The sequence below is a fragment of the Gleimia sp. 6138-11-ORH1 genome (assembly GCF_024814355.1).
Taxonomy (GTDB): Bacteria; Actinomycetota; Actinomycetes; order Actinomycetales; family Actinomycetaceae; genus Gleimia.
The window spans coordinates 94568-114116 of record NZ_JANUXV010000001.1; the positions used below are offsets into that span (position 1 = coordinate 94568).

General features: G+C 47.9%; 12 protein-coding genes and 1 tRNA gene. 9 read left to right on the forward strand and 4 right to left on the reverse strand.

Going from position 1 to position 19549, the window contains the following annotated elements; translation table 11 throughout:
* Positions 1 to 6 precede the first annotated feature (6 nt).
* Positions 7 to 1896 carry an ABC-F family ATP-binding cassette domain-containing protein gene (locus NXS08_RS00370; RefSeq protein WP_259136077.1) on the forward strand — a complete coding sequence of 630 codons (1890 nt, stop codon included), beginning with the start codon at positions 7 to 9 and terminating at the stop codon, positions 1894 to 1896.
* A 69-nt stretch (positions 1897 to 1965) separates the two neighbouring features.
* Here NXS08_RS00370 and NXS08_RS00375 read toward each other — a convergent pair whose 3' ends face one another.
* The 3 genes from NXS08_RS00375 to NXS08_RS00385 form a co-directional block, all read right to left on the reverse strand.
* Positions 1966 to 2805: a hypothetical protein gene (locus tag NXS08_RS00375; protein WP_259136078.1), complete on the reverse strand. Its 840-nt coding sequence runs from the start codon at positions 2803 to 2805 to the stop codon at positions 1966 to 1968.
* A 250-nt stretch (positions 2806 to 3055) separates the two neighbouring features.
* Positions 3056 to 4765 carry a hypothetical protein gene (locus NXS08_RS00380; protein WP_259136079.1) on the reverse strand — a complete coding sequence of 570 codons (1710 nt, stop codon included), beginning with the start codon at positions 4763 to 4765 and terminating at the stop codon, positions 3056 to 3058.
* Positions 4750 to 5505: an ABC transporter ATP-binding protein gene (locus NXS08_RS00385; protein ID WP_259136080.1), complete on the reverse strand. Its 756-nt coding sequence runs from the start codon at positions 5503 to 5505 to the stop codon at positions 4750 to 4752. Before NXS08_RS00385 ends, NXS08_RS00380 begins: the two co-directional genes overlap by 16 nt.
* A 161-nt stretch (positions 5506 to 5666) precedes the next feature.
* On the opposite strand from NXS08_RS00385, the gene NXS08_RS00390 reads away from it, so the two are divergent.
* Positions 5667 to 5741 (forward strand) — tRNA-Gln (locus NXS08_RS00390).
* 296 nt (positions 5742 to 6037) lie between these two features.
* On the opposite strand, the gene NXS08_RS00395 is transcribed toward NXS08_RS00390, so the two are convergent.
* Positions 6038 to 11296, reverse strand: coding sequence for an exo-alpha-sialidase (locus NXS08_RS00395; RefSeq protein WP_259136081.1), 5259 nt, complete (start codon positions 11294 to 11296; stop codon positions 6038 to 6040).
* A gap of 234 nt (positions 11297 to 11530) precedes the next feature.
* On the opposite strand from NXS08_RS00395, the gene NXS08_RS00400 reads away from it, so the two are divergent.
* The 7 genes from NXS08_RS00400 to NXS08_RS00430 all read left to right on the forward strand — a co-directional run bounded on the left by NXS08_RS00400 (position 11531) and on the right by NXS08_RS00430 (position 19542).
* Complete coding sequence (locus NXS08_RS00400) at positions 11531 to 12601, forward strand: bifunctional N-acetylglucosamine-1-phosphate uridyltransferase/glucosamine-1-phosphate acetyltransferase (RefSeq protein ID WP_259136082.1); 1071 nt, start codon at positions 11531 to 11533, stop codon at positions 12599 to 12601.
* A 33-nt stretch (positions 12602 to 12634) separates the two neighbouring features.
* A complete protein-coding gene (locus tag NXS08_RS00405; RefSeq protein ID WP_259136084.1) occupies positions 12635 to 13615 on the forward strand; it encodes a ribose-phosphate diphosphokinase in 981 nt (326 codons plus the stop codon).
* 190 nt (positions 13616 to 13805) lie between these two features.
* Complete coding sequence (locus NXS08_RS00410) at positions 13806 to 14099, forward strand: 50S ribosomal protein L25 (protein WP_259136085.1); 294 nt, start codon at positions 13806 to 13808, stop codon at positions 14097 to 14099.
* A gap of 255 nt (positions 14100 to 14354) precedes the next feature.
* Positions 14355 to 15434 (forward strand): BMP family protein, encoded by a 1080-nt coding sequence (locus NXS08_RS00415; RefSeq protein ID WP_259136086.1) that lies wholly within the window; start codon positions 14355 to 14357, stop codon positions 15432 to 15434.
* A gap of 85 nt (positions 15435 to 15519) precedes the next feature.
* Entirely contained in the window at positions 15520 to 17076 is a 1557-nt protein-coding gene (locus NXS08_RS00420; protein ID WP_259136087.1) for an ABC transporter ATP-binding protein, read from the forward strand.
* Complete coding sequence (locus tag NXS08_RS00425) at positions 17069 to 18277, forward strand: ABC transporter permease (RefSeq protein WP_259136089.1); 1209 nt, start codon at positions 17069 to 17071, stop codon at positions 18275 to 18277. Before NXS08_RS00420 ends, NXS08_RS00425 begins: the two co-directional genes overlap by 8 nt.
* Positions 18274 to 19542 carry an ABC transporter permease gene (locus NXS08_RS00430; RefSeq protein WP_259136091.1) on the forward strand — a complete coding sequence of 423 codons (1269 nt, stop codon included), beginning with the start codon at positions 18274 to 18276 and terminating at the stop codon, positions 19540 to 19542. Before NXS08_RS00425 ends, NXS08_RS00430 begins: the two co-directional genes overlap by 4 nt.
* The last annotated feature ends 7 nt before the right edge of the window (positions 19543 to 19549 follow it).

Genomic DNA, 19549 nt, shown 5'->3' on the forward strand with positions numbered 1-19549 from the left:
AGGCACTTGGCACACCTATTCGGAACACAGAATCTAAAAGCACTGGGCGGGTCACGAGTAATTTTAGATGGGATTAATGTTTCTGTTGAAGACGGCAACCGAATTGGGATTTTAGGAAGTAATGGCGCCGGTAAATCAACTCTTTTAAGACTTTTAGCGGGGGTTAGTGCACCTGATGGGGGGAGCCTGATTTACCGCGATGGAGTAGAGGTTGCTTTTTTAACCCAACGTGATCCGGTAACTGATAAGAGTGTTTTAGAAGTAATTCACCCGGGAAAACAAGCCCACGAATGGGCTGCTAATGCTTTGATACGCGATATTCACGCAGGGCTTTTAGGGGACGTCTCTTTAGAAGCAAGTTACGATACTCTTTCCGGAGGGCAAAAGCGGCGAGTTTCTTTAGCCAGAGTCCTTTCCCAAGGGTTAATCAGTGGCCGGCCCGCCGAAGTGCTGATTTTAGATGAACCAACTAACCACTTAGACGTAGAGGGGGTTGCCTGGTTAGCCCAGCATCTGAATAAAAGATTCGGAGGGCGGGGGCAAAAGCCAAAGCAAAGTGGAGCTTTACTGGTAGTTACCCACGACCGTTGGTTTTTAGATGAAGTTTGTTCGCATATTTGGGAAGTTATTGCCGGAGTAGACCCGGGAAAAGGGAAACCGCAAATTCCTGGGCGGATCGAAGTATATGAAGGTTCTTATGCTGCTTATGTTTTAGCCCGGACAGAAAGAGCCAGGTTAGCGTCAGTTTCGGCTGCTAAGCGTGAGAACTTACTTCGTAAAGAGCTAGCTTGGTTGAGACGTGGTGCGCCGGCACGTACTTCAAAGCCACGTTTTCGGATTGAAGCTGCTGAAGCGTTGATTGCTAATGAACCGCCGCCACGTGATGAGGTTGAGCTGGTGAAAATGGCTACCGCCCGTTTAGGGAAGGACGTTTTAGATTTAGAAAATGTTTCCCTAAAGTTCGGCGAAAAAACTATTTTTTCGGATGTGACCTACCGGTTGGCCCCTGCAGAACGTGTGGGCATAGTGGGAGTTAATGGAGCTGGAAAAACCACGTTACTCCGCTTATTAGCCGGCACAGTTGAACCCGATGCTGGAAGAGTAAAACGCGGGAAAACAGTTTCCGTAGCTGTATTATCCCAAGACACGCACGAACTGGATGAAATAGGTGACCTGCGGGTGGTAGAAGCGGTTTCTGCCGTGGCCGCTTCAGTTGTGATTGGAGGAAAGGAAGTAAGCGCCTCTCAGCTGGTAGAACGGATTGGTTTTTCTAAAGAACGTGCCTGGACTTTAGTGAAAGATATTTCGGGTGGGGAACGCCGCCGGTTGCAGCTGATTCGACTTCTAATGGCAGAACCTAATGTGATTTTATTAGACGAACCCACCAATGATTTAGATACGGATACCTTAGCTGCAATGGAAGACCTTTTGGATTCATTCCCCGGCACTTTGGTAGTAGTCTCTCACGATAGGTATCTTTTAGAACGAGTCACCAGCCATCAGCTGGCACTATTAGGGGACGGAAAGATCCGTGACCTGCCCGGTGGGGTAGAACAGTATCTGCAATTGCGGGCCCAGATGGAAGGAGCCACTAGTCCAAAAGCAACAGTCAGTCCCACTACGGGAAGTAAAACCGGAGGGGCTGAAAAACCACAGAACGCTAAACTCACCAGAGAAATTCAAAAAGAAATGGCTAAGGTTGAGCGTCAGATGGAAAAAATTGCGGCAGAAAACAAGCAGGTTGAAACGAAACTAGCGGAAGTATCTGCGCTGGTGGGGCCGAGCCAAACTGACTTAGAAAAAATGAGCGAACTGGTGAAACAAAGCAATGAGCTAAGAGATAAACACGCAGATCTAGAAATGCGGTGGCTAGAGTTAGCTGAAAAGATTTCCTAGAAAAACCAAATAATAGTTTGGGGTGGTTTCCGTGAAACTTACGGAAACCACCCCAAACTATTTAGTTGTTTAGAATTCGTCGCAGTACAAATCTAACCAGTCATCCACCGTATCTAAACGCGGTGGGTTTAATAGGACGGGAAGATCTCTGCGCCAAGCATCAGCAGCGCCGCGGTTAGACTCATCTAAAATAGTCTGTACCTGCGGAGTAGAAAGTACCTGGCGGATTGATTCCACATCCGCAGACCGCGTGTGTAACGCATTTGCATAATCTTCGACCCAGGCACACTGCCAAAGGTAAATCTTGGCAACCCGCGCATCACCTTTCTTATAGGTGATTGAAGTTTCAGTTATTTGCGGAGTATCTTCTAAGAACTCCCGTACCCAGGGATTTTGTATTCCGCTGGTTACCAGATACTGGTCTGCGTCAATTGCTTTCACTGTTGCACCCACCAGAATCGGCATCACGTATTCAGCAGGTAAGTTTGGGTGTCCGGTGGGCCAGGGTAAATCTACTTCGGCCAGCTCAGCATCAACAACTGATTTTAACGTAGGGTCAATCTGATTGTTCCGAGCGTATAAACCAATTAGCAGATCTCTTTCCAACATCATTTCCCGGTAGTCGGTGAACTCATCATGCGGAGTGCGTTGGAAGTACTCGTAGAAACCTGTCACTGAGCTACTTCCATCGGGTGTTTGCGTTGGAGGAGTAGCAGGCGGGTTATTTGGATTTGTTTGCGTTCCAGGATTGCCAGAGTTATTGTTCTGCGAGCCAGATTGGGAACGCTGTTCACTCAATGAAACTGGGGGCTTATTATCAGTAGGTACTATCAGCCCTCCACAAGCTGAGAGAAAGAGTGTTGGTATAGCCACCGCAGTAGCTAAGAAACTAACTTTATTTAAACGCATTTTTCCTCCTGGTGGAAGCGTATTAACAAGAATGCCCAAAACCGGAATAAAAATCAGAAAAGAAATGATTTCTTACCGGAATGAAAGTATTCCAATTCTGGTAGTTAGCATTCACTATGAACGCCTCAAAGATGGGAGTAGCTTAAGTAAACACCATAATTTATAGAGAAAGATTAGAACAAGATTAGAAAAGGCATTTCCTTTTGCTATTAGTTAAGCATATCAATAACAAAAGGAAATGCCTTAAATCTTAGTGGTTTGCCCACTTTTGAATTTGTGCTAACCAGTTTGGAACCTGTTTCGGATATAACTTAATGCTAATTATTAGAGAAATTGTTAGCACTAAAATTCCCCAAATCAACCCACTGATTGAAATAATAAGTTCTCCAACCGTACCTGCACCTCCCCAAAAGATGGAAACCAGCAGAATCGGAGCATAGAGTAAAAATACGACAATCGGAGAAATTATCATCGTTAAGAAAGCAATCATTTGGTTCCCAGCTCCCTTAGTTGAAAGTGGGGAAGAACCAGGTGGTTGTACTCCAGGTAACCAAAAAGTGAATACCAACTGTAAAACCGCTAACGAAAGAACAAAAACAGTTGGTAATGAGAAAGCGAGTGAAAGCGGATTAACATTATCAGCAAAAGCCCAGAAGAAAATAATGGAAAAAGCTAAGATAGTTATAACCGCTGGTAAACTCCCCAAAAGACGACCTAACCGATCCGTTCTTCCAGAAATCCCCGCAGAAATATATCCCCACAAGGCGGTGGAATCATAAGATGGTAAGGAAGCCACCATAAAAGCCAAGACAAATGGTAGTAGGTAAATTAAGAAACTGAAACTAGACGCAGAATCACCATTTAGCTCAACCGACACATTTCTGGAAGTAAAAACTGCGATGAGTGGAAAAATCATAATACTCAAAACAGAGGTAGAAATACGGGGATCTTTCATCATATATTGCAATGTGCGTGCAGCCAGCGCAGCGGTTGGATGAGAACACCCAAGTTTGGAAAAAAAGGAAAGACTTGGCAGTTCTTTAGCTAAATCAAAATCAGATACATTCGCAGTCTGAACTTGATTAGGATCAACCACTGACTTACCTGCGGCAATCGCCTGTTTCGCTTTAGCAGACAACACAGTAGGAACGCCCACCATGGAAGGTGCAAGCGTCCGATTCCAGATCCAACGTCCCACCACTACAAGCAGCACCGTGTAGATGACTTGCAAAATTAGCTGTCCCCAGGCGCCCTCGGAAAATGCGAAAACAATCCCAAACGGAGCCGTAACCGGAAGCCAAAGCAAAACTGAAGCGAATTCTCGCAGAGTTTCGTAAGTTAAATTTTCAGCAAGCAGGTTTAGCCAAAGACCCAGGGGCGCTAAAACGGCAATAAAAACCAAAGTAGTAGTGAAAACAGTCTGATCTTTACGCTTCGAATTAGCAACTAAAGCATGCCCCAGTGTGGTGGACAATGCACGTCCCCACAAAGCGAAGATATAGATTGCTAACGGAGTAACCGCCACAAGTAAAACTGAAGAAAGATACGCTTGGATTCCCAGCAAAGCAATAAAGAGAAGCACCAGGATACCCACAGTAAGGAGGGAACCAAGCCCAAACATTGTCGCAATGATTAAAGCTCGCCCCAACCGCGGGTTAGGATAAGTGATTGTCGAAAAGCGGCGCGGATCTAACGTGTCATCAAAACCATAACCTACAATCGGGCCAATCAGCCAAGCTAGAAAAATGAGGGTAACCGCATAGATCCCCGCAGTGGGAACTACCTCTGGAAATTCAGTTAAATTGCCTGAGGAAGCTAAGGCAATTATTACGCCCAATAAAGAAGTGTAAATTGCTAAGAAATAAAGCGCCATGAAAATGAAAAGAACCATTTTCCAGGTTTCTCGGCGCAGACCGTTCCAGATCATCTGGAACTTCATTTTAATCAGTGACGCAGCCATTCCAAACCTTCCGCAGACTTAACGCCGCCAATTAGCTGCGCGAAACGTTCGCCCAAATCCATACCGGCAGCAACTTCAGCTGTTGTACCCGCAGCTAAAATACGACCCTGATTGTAAATTGCCACGTGGGTGCAGAGTTTTTGCACAGTTTCCATAACGTGGCTTGAAAGTACCACGGTTCCCCCATGAGCAACAAAGTTATTTAAAATTTCCGTAATAGTTGCCGCGGAAATGGGATCCACCGCTTCAAAAGGTTCATCTAAAACCAGTACCTCAGGATTATGTACCAGAGCGCAAGCCAACGTGACTTTCTTCGTCATCCCAGCGGAATAATCAGCAACCAGCTTATTACCTGCTTCGGTTAAACCCAGAACTTCAATCAGGGAAACTGCACGATTTTCAGCTTCTGTTTTAGATAGCCCCCTCAGCATTCCAAAGTAGCTAACTAAAGCTGGGCCGGAAAGTCGATCAAATAAACGGAGTCCGTCAGGCATTACTCCCAGTAAAGGTTTAGCTTCAGCAGGGTTAGCCCAAATGTCGATTCCGTTAATAAAGACTGTTCCCTGATCGGGTATTAACAACCCGGTAGCCATATTCAAGGAAGTGGTTTTACCGGCGCCGTTTGGGCCAACTACGCCAAAGAAAGACCCTTTCGGGATTCTTAAATTAACGTTGCCCACAGCGATAGTATTGCCAAAAACTTTACTTAAATTACGCATCTCTAGCGCAGGTATGTCCATCTTTATCACCTTTGTTTAGAGGGATTATTATCAATCATAACTTAAGGGGGTGAGAAAAAAATCAGGGTAAACCCTGAGAAAAACTCAGGGTGAAACAGGGGGTTTTTAATGTAGATTTCGATTAGGAGATTTAGAATATCTGTGGCAAAATAGAAGAAGCTTCCGCCCTGGTCTAACGGCATGACGCGGGCCTTTGGTGCCTTGAGATCTGGGTTCGAATCCTGGGGGCGGAACCAAATAAAAGGGAACTTGCAAAAGCAAGTTCCCTTTTATCATTTACAAAATTAGCTTCTTAATTTAAAAGCTAAAGAACATCAACTTTCCACTGTGAAACCAGCCTGACCTCTGGTTTTGAAACAGACTTTCTGAAACCTGGCCTCGCCCCAACTGACTAGGCTAACTAATAGCTGACTAGGCTAACTAATAGCAATAAAGAAATGTTCCTTGGAAGTAGAAACTGTTTTCACAGTCTCACTTCCAAGGAACATTCTTTTAGGAAAACCCGCTAACTGTATCGTTAGCTGAGGTTTAACTAACGAGCCTTACGGCGCATAAATAGCCAGCTTCCCAACACAAGTGTCAGCAGGGAAATTCCACCTAGGGTAGCAATCTCTGCACCAGTCTTAGGCAATGCAGGTTGTGTCTTTGGCGCAACCTTTGGTGGAGTTACCTTTGGTGGGTTCACCTTTGGAGGAGTAACTACTGGTGGCTTAGGTTTGCCATCAACCGGAGGTGGAACTACCGGAGGCTTAGGCTTACCACCATCACTTGGGGCAGCATTAACTATCAGCGGCAGTCTAGCCAACTTATTAGTAGTCACATCTACTACCACGATATTGTGTAAACCAACCAAGGTTCCTTCTGGAATAGTGAATGAGAAAGTACCGGTACCAGTAGCGGAAGCAGTCACCTGTCCCAGAACAACTGGAGTAGAGTGCAGCTCAATCCGTACTTCACCATTTGGAGTGTAGCCGCTGAAGCTACCAGTTACCTGCTGTCCTGCCAGCAGAGTGCCAGCATCTAAAGTAAGTGCTGGATTAACTTCCGGAGCAGGTACGTAATCTTCATCAACTAAACCAGGTAGGTCACACTGCTTACCCAACCAGCTTGCGTCGAAACGCTGGAAACGGATAGAAGCACCGCTAACTTCAGAAAGTACGCCCACAGTTCCATCTGGCAAAATTGCTAAGGAAGAGTAGCCGGTATGTCCTGGGTTATAGGTCTTTGCCTGCGCGTTATTCCAGTTATCCCCAGAGTCACAAGAAACAGTGATAGAACCATTAACTCGACTACGTGGGTTCTTCGTATTAGAGAACAGCAGTACCTTTGCTTCTGGAGTTCCCGGTTTTGCAGTTGGGAACGCGCGGATAATATGCGCGTTATTAACTGGGTCGGTTAGTTCAGTTTCAATCTTTGACGCACCCCAAGTTACGCCCCCATCTTCAGAGTAGGCAACTAGGCGTACGCGCAGCCGGTTAGCTTCTCCCGCAGAAACACGAGAGTTAATCATGATTCGGCCATCTTCAAGCTCAACAACCTTATTTTCATCCCAGTTATGGCGACCGCCCTCGCCCTCAGCGGCAGTCCATTCGCCGAGTTTCCAGCTCTTTCCATGGTCGTCAGAGTAGATAACTGCAGCGCGAGTAGTGCCGTCTGAAAGATGCCAAGCGGCAGGTTGCAGCAGACGTCCCTTGTACTTGCCGTGACGGATTTGGATACCGTCACCGGAAGTAGCGAAGGCTTTAACTGCGTCTGTGCGACCCTTAAGGATTTCCGCGGTGATTACCCGATGCTTCCAGGTGTAGCCATTATCAGTTGAGGAAGCTACATGGAAGTCCATTGCATCTGGGTGATCGTTGGTGGTGTTACCGTCCGCGTCGAACTGGTAGCGAGCCCCATTATGCCAGCCACGGTTATGTCCCTTGACATGGAAGTTGAAAAGCTCACCGGTAGTGTAATCGACCACGTAGGAAGGGTCTGAGTAAGAGTTCAGATCTTGCCACTGGGTGCCACTTGCCTTAGCAATAAAGGTTTCTGGCCCCCAGGTCTTGCCGTTGTCCTTAGAACGACGCTGCACAATCGAGTTCGGGTTCGGAGTGTCACCAGCGTGATTTGGACGGTAGTCGTAAGAGGCCAGCAAGTCGCCGTTAGCAGCTACCGTCAGGGCAGGGATCCGGTAGAATACTCTGCCATGCTGCTGGGCAATGATGATTTCTTCAGTCAATCCACCCGCGGCAGAAGATTCTGGGTTGAAGTTGTGAGGCTTGAATGCTTTTGCTGCGGGCCACTGGTGGGTGGTAGGTAGCGGAAGAGCATTAGCTGGCAGTTCCACAACTTGAACAGTTTCCCCATTTTCGAGGGCGGAAATACGTAACCGTGGAGTGAAGAAACCGGTAATTAGGTCTTCTTCGGTAACGGTATGTTCAATCACGCAAGCCTTACGTTCATTTGCAGCTAAAGTTCCTGCACAACTATCTGCCTTAACCGTGCCGTTAGTATATTCAACTTGCAAGGTTAGAGGGTTTTGAGAGTTGGAAACAATTTCAGCTCCGAAAGTAATCTTGTCACCGATCGCGTAATCAGCCTGTGGCGTTACAGCGGTGGGAACTAAGGAGATAGCTGGAGCACGAACAATTACTTTTTGTCCTACAGCTTCGGCTACCTCACGGTACTTGATCCGCGGCTCAAAGTATCCTCTGGCAATATCTTCATCAGTGATTTCGTGTGTCAGGAAGTTACAGTCACGCTTAGTAACTCCATTTGCAAATGGAGCAGTCCAACGACAACGCTGGTAACCGGTTAGGTTAGATGATTCTGGAATGAACCCGCGGGTCTGGCCAGAAGTGTTCTTAACTAAAACGGTGTAGCTGAGTACTTCACCTTTAGTCCAAGGCGTAGTCTTTGGATTATTCAGCGCGATTCTAATTTCTGCTTTCGGAGCTGCCGGAGCAACCTGGATTGGATCTAAGGTTACTCGAGGTAGCTTATGCAACAGTTCCTGATAACGCTTATCGTTGTTGCTTGGGTATGGCTGGTACAAGCTGAGGGCGTAGTGCGGGGTAAATGAGCCAGCCGCAACGTCCTCGGCAGTAACCACATGCCAAGCCATCAGATTCTCATTGCTACAGGTGCCGGATTGTCCGGCAGCAAAAGTAGACCAACGGCACTTATCAGTGCGCGAAAGGTTAGTGTCCTCAGCAGCAATCTGCAGACCGTAAGCCTGGTCAGACTTGTTTTCCACAGAGATGCGGAACCAAATCTTTTCACCTTCAGTGTAAACACGCTTTTCAGTTGGCTCTACGTTAATGCTGAAATCTGGGGTAGCTGGTGGCGGTGGTGTTTCAGTGAGATCACACTGATTACCTAACCAAGAGGAATCAAAACGTTGGAAACGGATTGAAGCTCCGGCTACTTCAGAAAGAATACCTACTGAACCATCATTCAATACGGTGATTGAAGAGTATCCCATATGTCCGGCGAAGTACTGCTTTGCCGTGTCATTCTTCCAGGTCTTCCCGTCATCACAAGAAACTGTGATAGTTCCATTAACGCGGGCATTTGGGTTCTTCGCGTTAGAGAAGAAAAGAACCTTAGCTTTTGCAGAACCAGCTGGGGCAGTGGGGAACGCGCGGATAATATGCGCATTATTTACTGGGTCAGTTAGCTGTGATTCAGCCTGAGGAGCGCTCCAGGTGACCCCACCGTCAGAGGAATAAGCAATTGCTCGCACGCGAGCTTGGGTAGCAGGACCACCGGAAACGCGAGAGTTAATCATTAAACGTCCGTCTGAAAGTTCAACAATCTTATTTTCATCCCAACGGTAGGTTCCATCTGCTCCTTGGACTGGAGTCCACTGACCGAGCTTCCAAGAGGCACCATGATCGTCAGAGTAAATTGCGCCGGCAACAACTTTACCGTCGCGTAGACCCCACGCAGCTGGCTGAACTAAACGCCCCTTGTACTTACCGTGCTGAATTTGAATCCCGTTACCAGAGGTAGCGAAAGCCTTCAAAGCATCAGTGCGACCATTCAAAAGCTGATCGGTAATAACCTTATGAGTCCAGGTACGCCCATTATCGTCAGAGACAGAAACGTGCAAATCCATTGAGTCACGATGCCCCACCTGAACTTGGTCACCGTTGAAGTGGTAGCGAGCGTTACCCCAACCGCGGTTATAACCCTTTACATGGAAGTTAAAGATTTTACCGGTGGTGTAATCAACCACGTAAGAAGGATCAGAGAAAGATTCCAAAGTACGTCCCGGAATGCCCTGAGCCTTTGCAATATAGGTTTCTGGCCCCCAGGTGCGACCGTTGTCAGAAGAACGACGCTGGACGATGGAGTTTGCATTGGGCGTGTCACCAGCGTGGTTAGGACGGTGATCGTAAGAAGCTAATAGGTCGCCGTTCGGAGCCACTGTGAGAGCCGGAATACGGTAGAAGTTATCTCCGTTTTGCTGAGCGATGATAATCTCATCGGTTAGCCCACCAGCTGTGGTTCCAGCCGGATTGTAATCTGCAGGGGTGAAAGCACCTGCTTTAGGCCATGAATAATTGTGGGGAAGATTGATGGTAGGGAATTTCAAAGAAGCAGTTCCAGCTACCTCATTATTTGTGCCCACTGCGCTCACCGTTAAAGTAGGGGAGAAGAACCCAACTTCCAAATCATCTTCAGTAATCGTATGGGTGGCAACTTCACAGTTTAGAGATTGTCCCACAGCAAGCTGGCCATCACACTTTGCACCGCTAAAAGTCAGGTTAGTTCCCTCAGTGCGGAGCGTGTAGGCTTCGCTTCCTAAAGAAACAACCTTAACTGGGAAGCGAAGTACATCCCCTACAGTGTAAAGGGCTTTTTCGCCCTCGAAATTCTCTAAATCTAAACGAATCGCTTCAGGGCGGATAAGCACCCGATCGCCGGTAACTTTTGGCACACCTTGATAGGTGATGAAAGGTTCAAAGTAACCGCGGGCAACGTCCTCGGCGGTAATCCGGTGAGAGACGAAATTGCAGTCAGATTTAGTGGTTTGATCTGGGAATGGGCGAGTCCACTTACACCTTTGCCAACCGTCTAAGTTCCCCTCAATAGGAGTGAAACCGCGAGGTGCTCCGGAAATGTTCTTCACGTGAATGGTGTATTCCAACAGATCCCCAAGTGACCAAGGCCCGTTCTTTTGGCTGCGCAGCTGGAAAGAAATCTCAGCAATCTGTGGTGCCGGGGCAGGAGTGTCAGGTGTGGGGGGCTGTGGGACAACCGGGTTAGCTACCTTTACAGGAGCGCCGGTGGCCTTAGGGAATTTTGCGACCACATTACGGTAGCCAGTTGCCGAGTTCGGAGCTGGCGTGTAAAGGGTCAGCGCATATTCGGGAACGAATTGCCCAGCCTGTGCATCTGCAGCGGTTACCAGGTGAGTGGCCTGCAGATTCCTGGTATTGCAATCGCCGACTTTGCCGGCAGCGAAAGTAGACCAGCGGCACTTTTCAATATTCTTTAGGTTAGTTTCCGTAGGAAGAATCTGCAGACCATAGGCGGTTTGAGTCTGATTAGAAATCTTGATGTTAAACCGAATGGTCTCTCCCACGTTGTAAACGCGGTCCTCTGCGGGAGTAACTTCTACGGATACATTAGGAAGTGTGGTGGCTTCCTCTGCAGTGCTATTGACTGCGACTGGCGTAGTCGGATTAGCTTCTGTAGCAAAAGCTGTCGGTAACGCCACAAGCGGTGATGCGATTAAAGTGATGGTTGCTATTGCGCCGACTAATCGCTGTCGGCGGGTCTCTACGTTGAGTTCCATGCCAATATGTTACCCGGAAAATATTCATCAGTCATCCGACGTCTTACGATCCAGACGCAGAAGCAAAATAATCCATAAAAATCTCTTAATAAGCTAAAAATTTGGACAGCCTAAAACAAAAATATGGACAGTTCACACTTTATTACCAAAAGCGCTTATGATAGATAAAGATGTGTCTTTTGAATACTCAGAGGGCACCCAGGGAAATAACGCAAACTTCGAAAGAGCTACCTCGTGTCCCACCAAAGTGCAGTATCATCGCCAGCTGACCAAACTCCTATTTCTAACCCCACTCATCCAAGCGCGGTAATTGTCCTGGCAGCTGGACAGGGAACACGGATGAAATCCGCAACCCCTAAAGTTCTCCATACGATGTGCGGGCTGCCATTGGTAGGACACTCGATTGCTGCAGCCTATGACGCTGGTGCTGACGACGTGGTAGTAGTAGTGCGTCACCAAAGAGAAAAAGTTATTGCAGCGATTAAAGAAATAGCAGAAGACGTACTAATCGCTGACCAAGATGAGATTCCCGGAACTGGCAGAGCCGTACAATGTGGGTTAGCTGCGCTCCCTACAGACCTTAATGGAACAGTTATCGTTACCTCTGCTGACGTTCCACTTTTAGAAGCTGAAACCTTACAGGCATTACACGCTTTTCACGAATCAATGCAAAATGCCGTTACGGTGGTAAGTACTTTAGTAGAGGACCCAACTGGCTACGGAAGAATGGTGCGCACCGGAGGGAATCTGGTTGCTATCGTGGAACAGCGAGATGCCACCGCTGAGCAAAAAGAAATTAACGAAATCAACGCGGGGATCTACGCTTTCGACGCGCAGTTTTTACGAAACGCTCTTAATAAAATTGGTACCGACAATGACCAGGGAGAAGTGTACTTAACTGACACTGTCGCCATTGCGGTAGCCGAAGGACGTCGGTGTGGCGCATTTATTTTGGAAGATAAATGGCAAGCGCAAGGGTGTAATGACCGCGCTCAACTGGCAGACTTACGTGACGAAATGAATCGTCGAATTTTAGATGCTCATATGAAAGCGGGAGTTTCTATTGTTTCTCCCAACACCACGCATATTGACGTTACTGTTGAAATTGGACCGGATGCCTGCATTGAACCAGGTGCTGTTTTAGAAGGTGACACTGTAGTCGAACCCTTTGCCCAAATTGGTCCTAACACTACACTTCGCAATGTCCATGTTGGAACGGCAGCAGTGATCGCGCACTGTTTCCTGCACGACACAGAGGTTGCGGAAGGAACTGTTGTTCCACCTTTCACCTACAAGCACGACTAACAAAAATCCCACCGTCGAAAACAGGAGATTACGTTGACAGGTATTCTAACGCAGGGTGAGAAACGACTAATGGTTGTTTCCGGACGAGCCTATCCAGAGCTGGCAGAGGCGGTGGCGAAGGAACTCGATACCGAAGTCTCACCTACCACCGCATACGACTTCGCAAACGGGGAAACCTACGTTCGTTTTAACGAATCAGTCCGTGGAGCAGACGTATTTGTAATCCAATCCCACACTGATCCCGTAAATGAATGGATCATGGAACAGCTAATCATGCTGGATGCGTTAAAGCGAGCTTCCGCAAAACGAATCACCGTAGTAGCCCCCTGCTACCCGTATGCGCGGCAAGATAAGAAACACCTGGGGCGTGAACCAATTTCAGCTCGTCTCATGGCAGACCTATTTAAATCTGCCGGAGCCGATCGCCTAATGTCAGTTGATCTTCACGCTTCCCAAGCGCAGGGCTTCTTTGATGGGCCAGTCGATCACCTGTGGGCCATGCCAGTTTTAGTAGACTATGTAAAATCTACGATTGACTTAGCAAATGTAGCTGTGGTTTCACCTGACGCAGGACGTATTCGCGTTGCTGAAAAATGGGCAAATCAGCTGGGCGGATGTCCACTATCTTTCGTTCACAAAACTCGCGACACGACTCGCCCAAACGTTGCGGTAGCCAACCGCGTAGTCGGTGAAGTTGAAGGTCGTGACTGTGTGCTGGTAGATGACATGATTGATACCGGTGGAACTATCGCAGAAGCAGTGAAAGTAGTTAAGAACGCTGGGGCGAAATCAGTCACAGTTGTAGCTACCCACGGGATTCTCTCTCACCCAGCTGTTGAACGCCTCTCCAGCTGCGGAGCACGTGAAGTCGTCATCACAAACACCCTCCCAATCCCTGAAGAAAAGCGTTTTGAGAACCTGACTGTACTTTCTATTGCGCCACTTTTGGCAAGAGCAATTCGAGCAGTATTTGACGATGGTTCTGTAACTTCACTTTTTGACGGGGTTGCCTAAACTAGTTTAACTTTGGCAAATAAGTTATACTAAGTGTCGTTGCCTCGGCGAGGGGAATTTGGCATTGCCATTGTGTGTGCTGAGTTGCCGTTATCGACTGGGCGAATGTTCCTTAAGGTTAAAGATCTTAGATCTAACGACTGGGAATATCGCACCCGGGGTCAATTATGAGAAACCCTAAGGAGTAAAAATGTCTGACGTAATTCGTTTAGAAGCTGCAGTACGCACTGATTTTGGAAAAGGATTTGCACGTCGTTGCCGTATGGCTGGCAAAGTTCCAGCTGTAATCTACGGAGCTGGCCTGGATCCTATCCACGTTGAACTACCTGGTCACGACATCTTCATGGTTGTGAAGAATAGTCGCAAAGCTACTTTAGCTATCGCATTTGATGGTAAAGAACAGCTAGCTGTGATTAAGGACGTACAGCGTCACCCAGTTCGTCGTGACATCATGCACGTAGACCTACTAGCAGTACAAAACTAATAAAATAGCTGCGTTTACTGAACCCGCTCCCCGTAACTGCATGAAAGTTACTATAGGGGAGCGGGTTCAGTATATCTGGTATTTATACGCCTAAAATAATTGCAGTAAATCTGAGTAACGATTCCGCATCAACGGTGATATTAGTGGGAATAATCAGGTAGACTAGAAAGGCAAATGAGTTACCAATCAATGAAGAAATATTTAACATGGTTACGGTAATTCAGGGGTAATCCTTAACACTTTGTAGGAGGAAAAGTGAAGAATACAATGAAGTTTGGTGCTCTGGTAGCATCCGCAGCTTTAATGCTGTCTGCTTGTGGAGGGGGAACCACTCCAAGCGCCGATAATGGGGGAGCTAAGCCAGATGCCGGAAAGAAAGTTAAGGCTTGTATGGTTTCCGACGAAGGCGGTTTTGAGGATAAGTCCTTCAACCAGTCCGGATTCGAAGGCCTCAAGCGTGCTGAAAAAGAACTCGGCACCGAAATTAAGTTCACCGAATCTCACGCATCAGCTGACTATGATCCAAACATCGAAGCACTGATTTCTGACAACTGTGACATCATCATTGGCGTTGGCTACCAAATGGCAGACATCATGAAGGAAAAAGCAGCCGCTAACCCAGATGTTAAGTTCGCAATCGTTGACTTCAACTACGAAGAAAAGCCAGAAAACCTTAAGCCACTGGTATTCAACACCGCTGAAGCTTCCTACCTAGCTGGATACGTATCAGCAGGCATGACTGCTAAAGGCAAGATCGGTACTTTCTTAGGCATGAACATTCCAACCACCGCTATCTTCTCTGACGGCTTCGAAGACGGCATGAAGATGTACAACGAAGAACACGGCACCGATGTTAAGCTCCTTGGCTGGGACAAAGCAAAACAGGACGGCATTGTTGTAGGCGGATTCTCTGACGTTCCAAAGGGACAGACCTTCTCTAACCAGCTGATCGAACAGGGCGTTGACGTTATCATGCCAGTTGCTGGACCAGTAGGTGCAGGCACCTTGGCAGCTGCACGAGAAGCAAATAACGGCACTATGGTAGTTTGGGTTGACGCTGACGGCTACAACACTCAGCCAGAATACAAAGATCTGATCCTAACCTCTGTGGTTAAGGAAATCGGTACCTCCGTATTCGACACCATTAAGGCACTTTCCGAAGATAGCTTCTCAGGCGAAGCCTACATCGGTAACCTAAAGAATGGTGGCGTATCCTTGGCTCCATTCCACGACTTCGAGGACAAGGTTCCTGCTGAAGTTAAGGAAGGCGTTAAGAAGCTAGAAGAAAAGATCAAGAACGGCGAAATCAAGGTTGAATCCAAAAACCAACCCTGATAATTGATCTATCCTGGTGAGTAAGGTCCGAACCGACGAGTCGGCTCGGACCTTACTCCATATCTAAATAAGAATAGGACACGACGTGAAACTCGAACTAAGAGGAATCACCAAGGTTTTCGGTCCGCTAGTCGCAAACGATCATATCGACCTAACAGTTGAGCCAGGAGAAATCCATGCCCTATTAGGTGAAAACGGCGCCGGTAAGTCGACCTTGATGAACGTACTATATGGTCTTTACCAGCCTAACGATGGTGAAATTCTGATCAACGATGAACCGGTAACATTTAAAGGTCCTGGCGACGCTGTAGCCGCTGGGATTGGAATGGTTCACCAGCACTTTATGCTGGTGCCAGTTTTCACAGTCGCAGAATCTGTAGCATTAGGATATGAACCGACCAACGTTGCGGGAATTATCAAACATAAAGAAGCAGCTGCCCTGGTTGAAAAGCTTTCAAAGAAATTTGGTTTCGATATTGACCCGCAAGCAAAAATTGCTGACTTGCCTGTTGGCGCACAGCAGCGCGTTGAAATCATTAAAGCACTTTCTCGAGATGCAGAAGTTCTCATCTTAGATGAGCCCACCGCAGTGCTCACCCCCCAAGAAACCGATGAACTTATGGAAATCATGCTGCAACTTAAAGCGGCCGGCACCTCCATTGTTTTCATCACTCACAAACTCCGTGAAGTTCGCGCAGTTGCTGACCGCATTACCGTAATCCGGCGCGGCAAAGTGGTTGGCGAAGCCAGCCCCACCTCAACCGAAAAAGAACTCGCGTCACTCATGGTAGGTCGTCCAGTTAATCTGGGGGTTGATAAAGATGAACCAGAACTAGGTGAAGTTGGTCTTTCCGTAAAAAACCTTTCCGTCCTTTCAGAAACCGGACAGCTACTTTTGGATCACATCGATTTAGATGTAAAACGTGGTGAAATTGTCTGTGTCGCCGGGGTACAGGGAAATGGGCAGACAGAACTGGCAGCTTCTATCCTCGGGGCGATTGAACCTAACTCAGGAGAAATCACTCTGGGCGGTAACAAAGTAGACGGACTAAATATCAAACAGCGTCTGCGCTCAGGACTGGGATTTGTTCCCGAAGACAGACAAACTGAAGGTATGGTAGGTTCATTCTCAATCGCAGAGAACATGATTCTGGACCTATACGATCAGAAACCATTCGCTAAAGGCATCAATATGCGTCCAACGGTGATCGCAGAAAATGCTGAAAAACGTCGCGAAGAATTTGACGTCCGGGTTACCTCAGTTCACGATCCTATTTCTACTCTGTCCGGTGGTAACGCCCAGAAAGCGATTTTGGCACGTGAACTATCTCGTCCCCTAACCGCATTAGTGGCATCCCAACCCACGCGTGGTTTGGATGTAGGTTCTATCGAATTCGTCTACAAACGAATCGTCGAAGAACGTGACAACGGCACCGCAGTCCTGGTTATTTCCACTGAATTAGATGAAGTCGATGCTTTAGCTGACCGCATTGCTGTGATGTATCGCGGACGCATTGTGGGAATCGTTCCTGCCGGCACTCCACGTGCCGTGCTGGGACTAATGATGGCGGGGGTACCTTTAGAAGAAGCCCAGGCTCAGGCAGCTACTAATTCGACTCAGTTGGAGGCTACTGATGAGTAACGAAACTAAGAATCTTCCCGTCGCGCAAAAGATCCTTAAGCGCATCTTTGGGATGAACACCCTCACCATCATTGGGGCGATCATTGCCTCACTGCTAATCGGCGCACTTATCGTCGTGATCTTCGATAAAGACGTACAAACCGCTGCCGCTTCATTTACAACCAACCCAAGCGCTTTTTTTGCCGAGGTTGGGAATTCTCTCCAAGGGTTCTTCAGTTCACTCTTTAGAGGTTCCATCTACGACTACAATGCGCGTAACTCAACTCGTGCGATTAAGCCACTATTTGAAACGCTGACCCGTGCGGTACCACTAATCATCGCCGGTTTAGCTATCACCGTTGCTTTCCGCGCAGGCCTGTTCAACATCGGTGTACAGGGCCAGCTATCGATGGGAGCTATCTTCGCCACCATCGCGGGAATACACCTAAACCTTCCCTACGGGATTCACCTACTAGTAGCAGTACTTGCCGCTATCGCTGGTGGTATGCTCTGGGGTGCTATTCCCGGTTTCTTAAAGGCAAAACTGGGAGCTAACGAAGTTATCGTCACCATTATGATGAACGCGGTAACCATTCAACTTTTGGCATTCCTCCTCAGACAAGAATTCCTAATCGGAGGTGGAACACAAGGTAAATCGCAAATGATTCAAGACACGGCTGCCTATCCACGCCTTTTAGGAGACGTGCTGCGCCTAGACTTCTCAATCATTGTGGCACTTCTTGCCGCAGCCTTTGTCTGGTGGCTATTAGAACGGTCTACCTTCGGATTCGAACTACGCGCAGTTGGGGCTAACCCAGATGCAGCCCGCACCGCGGGAATGTCAGTTCCCCGGGTAATCCTCTTAACCATGGCTATCTCAGGTGCGCTAGCAGGTCTAGCTGGAACCGCCCCAGTCCTGGGAACCGAACGCTTCTTAGCGAACTCATCCGCCGGATCATTCGGCTTCGACGCTATCACCGTGGCACTACTTGGTAAAGCTACCCCACTGGGAACAGTTTTAGCAGGTATCCTCTTTGGGGCACTTTCTGCCGGTTCTTCAACGATGCAAGCCGCCGCTGGTATTCCGGTAGATATCGTGCAAATTACTCAGGCGGTAATCGTACTGTTGATTGCTGCTTCTGAAGCTGTGCGCTACTACCAAGCAAAACGAAAAGTAGCTCAAGCAGCAACCGCTAATACCGTGAAAGGAGCAGAAAAGTGAGTGCAGAAACTATGCAAAACACAGTGGACGTGCGTAAGAAAATTGAATTACGCGACCCAATCACTGCTTCAGTGATGACGGTATTGACATTCCTCATCATGTTACGTTCCTCAGGAACTTCTAACATTACGTGGAGCGGCGCAACCAGCTGGTTTGATATTCCCGAAACACATCTGCCAGCCCGCCCATTTACCATCGCCATGTTCCTAATCGCAGCCGTATTAACTGCCTTCATCTGGATGAAAGCAGTAAACCGCAAGCCGATTAACGGATGGTTCCTGGTGGGAGTTTCCCTAGCTTTCGTACTGGGATTCCTGGCCTTTACAGTAGCTGGAAAAGCAGACGCACACCTACCTATGATTGCACTGCTCACCGGTGGTCTCACCTTCGCAATCCCCCTGGTATTTGGGTCTCTTTCTGGCGTAGTTTGCGAACGCTCAGGAATTATCAACATTGCAATTGAAGGGCAGCTACTCTTTGGAGCCTTCCTGGGCGCACTGGTAGCCACCCTCACTTCTAACGTATATGCAGGCTTATTTGGAGCAATGGTTGCGGGCATGCTAGTAGCCGTCCTCTTAGCACTGTTTACTATCAACTTCCGTACCGACCACATCATTGTGGGCGTGGTGCTGAATATGCTGGTACTGGGCTTAACCTCATTCCTGTTCTCAACTATTCTCACAGAGGATAACGGAGCTTTGAATAAGGTTAATATCCTACCAAAACTACCTATCCCAGTTTTAGCTGACATCCCAGTTTTCGGGCCAATCTTCTTCGATCACAATGTTTTGGTTTACCTGATGTTTATCGTAGTGATTGCCATGCAGTTCCTGGTCTTTAACTCCCGTTGGGGTTTGCGGATGCGCGCCTGTGGTGAACATCCAAAAGCAGCTGACACCGTGGGGATCAAAGTTAATCGCACCCGCTGGCAAAACGTTTTAATCGGCGGAGCTTTAGCTGGTTTAGGTGGCGCATTCTTCACCCTATCCCAAGGGTTGGCTTTCTCTAAAGATATGACTTCCGGAGCTGGCTTCATCGCCTTGGCAGCAATGATCCTGGGACGCTGGAACCCACGCGGTGCCTTCGCCGCAGCCTTGCTGTTTGGCTTTGCTACCAACCTGGGGATCACCATGCAGACCGTTAAAGCGGATCTACCGGCAGAATTCCTGCTGATGATCCCTTACGTCATCACCATTTTAGCGGTGGCTGGTTTCGTTGGAGCCGTGCGAGCCCCAGCAGCAGAAGGAAAGCCATATCCGGCTTAAACCGCTG